Consider the following 4229-nt stretch of genomic DNA (forward strand, 5'->3'; position numbering starts at 1 on the left):
CCCCCCCCCAGCCCTTTATAGCCCTGTGGGGGCGTAGCTCCTCCACAAACAAACGGCTGGTGGGGGTCGCTCCAACCGGGCCAGGGTTGCCGCCACCACCATCGTGTCTGCGTGGTAGAGTGCGTAATAATCCGTTTCAATCGGACTGCGGCTTGCGCATTGGGCTTCGAGGACGAACAGACTCAGCGTGAGCGTCAACCACAAAGGGAGCTCCCAATGAAGCGAGACTTTGTCGACAAACTGATGTCTATGGTTAAAGCTCAATGGATGCGATGGAAGCATCGGCGAGTAGGCAACTTCGACGTGTTCATTTCCTACAGTCACGACCCATCTAGAACGCTCGCATTTACGTTGCACGACAGCTTAGAAAAACTCAGCCGAAACTGGTACAGTTTCCGGGCGCTCAATGTATTTTTAGATCGAAGTTCGCTTGGGCCAACAATGAGGTTGGAAAAAGAGCTCGAACGCATTGTCAAGCGGTCTGAATGGCTTGTGTATATTTGCTCTGAGAACGCCGCTAAATCAGACCCGGTCACTAAAGAACTTAAGTGGTACATCGAACGGAACGGCGTCGAGAGACTCATACTTATAGTGGATGATGGCGTCATCTTTTGGGATCGAGAAGCGAAGAGTTTTTCCAAAACAACGACAAATATTCCGAGAGAGATCCTAAATAAAATTAATGATGAGCCTCTATGGATAGATCTGAGAGGAAGGGGCGAGTCGCAGGAATCCTTAGAAAATCATCCGGAATTTCTCGACGCGGTTCTTAGTATATCGTCGCGGGTTCAGAATACTTCGAAAGAAGCTCTTTTAGATCGCGAGAACAAGCGTCAGAATCGCCTTGTGAGATTTCGGCGGCTGTCTTTCTCAATACTCGCCATCCTTCTCACGATCTCGGTGGCAATTTCCTGGTTTGCGGTATCTGCACGGAATGAAGCCTTATCGAACTTAAATGTCGCGACTGCAAGAGCATTCGCTTCCCGAGCTAATGAGTTGTCTGATAGTGATGTAGCCGATTCTCAATTATATGCCGCGCAAGCGTGGGATCTTCATCAAGATGAAGTCACTCGGGCAGCGCTGTTCAAGTCCGTTGTAGAGTCCCGCAATCTGGCGGGTAATCGAATTACGTCAAGTAGCGTTACGTCGCTGGCTGCAAATTCTGATGTAACACTGATATTCGTTGGACATGAAGACGGAACGATGGAACGATGGGAAACTAAAACGAACGCGCTGACGAAGGTTGGAAAACTAAGCTTTCCAATAAAAAGAATTTCCGTGAATCGTTCCGGAGACGTTGTTGTAGCAACGGGATGGCGTGACGTTTACCCTGGATACTATGAAGCCGAAGTAAAATTATGGAAATCAGGAAAGGAAGAATGTGTCAGCAAGTTAGATCGCTATGGTGGTGCCTCCGTGTCTCCATCCGGAAATACAGTTGCGCTACCGCCTCAGGAATCTGGAGTTATGAAAGTACTGCATATCGAATCGCGAGATTGTGGATGGTCGGACGTTGACCTGCATAGTCACTTCTCCACTAACGAGAACGATGCGATTGCACTACCTGATGACGAATCAGTGGTTATCCAAAGCTATACATCGATATATACGTACTTTCTTGCCGACCAGCAGGCAGCTTATCGAACGCGCAATTATATTAGTGGCCCAGATGATCAGTCTCCTGTTCTTTCGCCAAATGGCGGTTATAGCTTCGGCGAAAAGGGGGTCGTATCGTCGCAACAGAATACTCCTGACAATACCGAGCCGGCTGTATCCTATGCGGAACTTGATTGGGACAAACGTTACTACGTAAGATCTCCATTGCCAGCGCTCTCAGATGATGGATCAACAGCTGCCGTCATTAACGCAGATGGACTTACCGTGTATGATGTCGAAGATGGTCGATCTAATCAATGGGATTCCACTTCCCTCCCTGTCGGCAATGAACTTTCTGCTTTGGCTGTGCCGACCAAGCATGTGATTGTCACTGCGATCGGTTCAAACGTATCATACTGGAGGATGGACAACCCGTCCAAAGTAATTCGGGAGTATGAATCGACGGCAGGCCCCATGTGTGATGACTGTGCGGTTTCCCGAATTGCCCCATCTCAGTCGGGAAAGTATTTGGCCCAGTATTGGAACACCTCTAAAGGTGGTCACATTTTTGTCCTTAATTTTAACGATGGTTCGGAGAGTATAGTTGAAGAAGCCGATTTTCTTGCATGGCGAACCGATGAAGACTATTTTGTTATAAGCAGCGGGAAGATTTGCCTTTATCGGGCGGTAGGTGGTGTTTCTGATCGTTGTTGGGTCATACCATCTTGGACCGAAAATGACTCCGGTCTCGGGCATCTTATGTCCAATCCTGGACACATTAAAGGGGTATGGGATGGAAGCTCCTTAAAGTTTTCAAATGGTTCAGACATTTGGAGTTTTGACTATAACACACATCAATTTAGTCGGACTACATCTGAAGGTCGCGTAGTTGAAATGACTGATCGCGGGGTTGTAGTTTCGGAAAATAGTGACGACAATTATAATGTCGGCATGTTTAAAGTTATTTATAATGACGGAAAAGTGGAGAACTACAATCGTTATGTTTGGCTAGCTAACGACGGTTCTACTGTCAGTACGTCAAGGAATAGAACTGTTGTTGCTAATACGAGATATGGAACAATTGAGCAACGCTCCTACCTGGAAGGATCCTCGGCTGTAAACATTTCTAACAACGGCGAGTATCTTGCTTATGTTGATTCCTTGAATACTGTTTCAGTATACTCTTTGGCTGCAGGGATGAAGGTCGGAACAATTAAATTAACGGGGCGACCCTATTCTGCTGCTGCAGTTCAGTTTAGCTCCTCAGGTTCGTCATTGTATGCTAACTACTTCGATAGTTTAAGAGGTCGAGAAATGACTGTGAAAGTTGATCTTGAGCCCCATAAGTGGTATAGCAGCAATTGTGGAATTGTACGCAGGACAGTTTCGCTGACAGAGTGGCGTCGAGTTACGGAAATGAGTGAACCGAGTCGTGGATTTGCTTGCTCGGGTTACGTTCATTGAGGTTTTCTCACCGGGGTAGTGGTGGCCTGAGCGCTGGTATGGCTGAGAAGGGTGGATAGGACTGGGGTGGGGGATGCCGGATCGGGGTGCACGCGGAGTCGTGCGTCAGAGTTGTTTTAGACCAAGAATACCTGCTCGCAAGAAGGGCTCCGCGTGCTATCCCATCGTGCTATTCTCGACGTCCCCATCGCTACTGTGCGTACCGTCAGCAGCTGGCTGACGGCTCGTTACCTTGTTGGTGGTCCCGGGTGGTCCGGGGCCGGGCCAGCTGATGTGGGCACGGTTGTCTTGCCCCTGTCCGTAGATGATCCGGGGGGGGCGAAAGTCGCCCGCGGCAGCTGGGCGCTGGTGACCGCTGATAAGGGGAACGGCTCGCTGTGTGTGAGGTCTTTCGCAGGTGTGGGTGCGGGACCGGTCGTCCACCGGCTGTCCCTGCACCCATGCAGCGAGAGGTGGCAGGAGAGATGGATATCAAGGACATCGAGGTCTTCATCGGTATTGACGTCGGTAAGGCAGAGCACTGGGCCACGGCCCTGAGCCGGGAGGGGCGGAAGGTCTTTGACAAGCCCCTTCCCAACGACGAGGAGCGTCTGCGTGCTTTCTACGACAAGCTGGCCGATCACGGGAGCCTGCTGGTGGTGGTCGACCAGCCCGCCGCCATCGGGGCCCTGGCGGTGGCGGTGAGCCTGTTCAATGGTTTGTGTAAGCCCTTGTGGAAGGACTGACACTGATGACTGTCAAGCCCCGGGTTTTGTGGAGGCTGGTTTATCTGTTGCCGGTGGTTGCCGGTTGTGATTGTTCCTGGCGGTGGGTGTCGGGCGCCCAGGCGGCTTCGTGCTCGGCGGGGGTTCGCATCCTGATGGCGGAGTGTGTCCGGGTGGTGCCTGTACCAGTGGACCCACTCGGCGGTGGCGAGTACGGGCGGCGTCGATGTCCTCCCAAGGGCCCTGGTTGCGGATCAGCTCGGCCTTGTACAGCGAGTTGAGCGCCTCGGCCAGAGCATTGTCGTAGGAATCCCCCTTAGAGCCTACAGAGGCGACTGCCTCGCAGTCGGCCAGAGCCTGCCCATAGCGAATGGACCGGTACTGCACCCCACGGTCGGAGTGGTGCACCAGGCCCGTCAGGTCAGCACCGGCTCGTTTCCGCTGCCAGACGGCCATCTGAAGGGC

1 protein-coding gene and 2 pseudogenes are annotated in these 4229 nt (G+C 51.8%); 2 read left to right on the forward strand and 1 reads right to left on the reverse strand.

Going from position 1 to position 4229, the window contains the following annotated elements:
- Window positions 1-216 precede the first annotated feature (216 nt).
- Together RWR81_RS12670 and RWR81_RS12675 are read left to right on the forward strand one after the other, a co-directional pair.
- Window positions 217-3060 (forward strand): toll/interleukin-1 receptor domain-containing protein, encoded by a 2844-nt coding sequence (locus RWR81_RS12670; RefSeq protein WP_314458082.1) that lies wholly within the window; start codon window positions 217-219, stop codon window positions 3058-3060.
- 464 nt (window positions 3061-3524) lie between these two features.
- Window positions 3525-3758: pseudogene (locus RWR81_RS12675) on the forward strand (transposase); the annotation flags it as partial.
- 185 nt (window positions 3759-3943) lie between these two features.
- Here RWR81_RS12675 and RWR81_RS12680 read toward each other — a convergent pair.
- Window positions 3944-4229: pseudogene (locus RWR81_RS12680) on the reverse strand (IS3 family transposase); the annotation flags it as partial.

It is taken from the genome of uncultured Actinomyces sp. (assembly GCF_963526355.1).
GTDB lineage: Bacteria > Actinomycetota > Actinomycetes > Actinomycetales > Actinomycetaceae > Actinomyces.